1 protein-coding gene is annotated in these 358 nt (G+C 63.7%); it reads right to left on the bottom strand.

The window, feature by feature from the left end:
- On the bottom strand, positions 1-227 hold a 227-nt coding region (locus ACEN88_RS34720; RefSeq protein ID WP_413346958.1), incomplete at its 3' end, for a hypothetical protein.
- Positions 228-358: the final 131 nt, after the last annotated feature.

Genomic DNA, 358 nt, shown 5'->3' on the forward strand with positions numbered 1-358 from the left:
GTCACTTCCGGCCGGACGTCGTACAGGTACGGGGCGGAGCCGCCGTCCGGGTCGCCGGCGTGGAAACGCCAGCCATCGTCCAGCAGGATGCGCTGGCGCGGCGCGAGGCGGTCGGCCGCCTGGGCCTGGACGGCGAGCGGCGACATGGCGGGAAGCAGGGTGGCGGCAAGGGTGATGCCGAGCGTGGATACGAGCCGGCGTGCGGCCTTGCGATGCGTGTGTTGCACAGTCTCCTCCTGGTAGGCAGCTGCGCATCTTGTTATAACATTTAAAATGGTAGCGCAACCATTCGAAGTGTATGCGTGAAGGCCCGGCTGGTCAAATGCAAATGATCAATTTTCTGATTGTTTCGCCGGCG

Origin of the sequence: Massilia sp. CT11-108, assembly GCF_047302915.1 — a bacterium.
Taxonomy (GTDB): Bacteria; Pseudomonadota; Gammaproteobacteria; order Burkholderiales; family Burkholderiaceae_D; genus Telluria; species Telluria orientalis.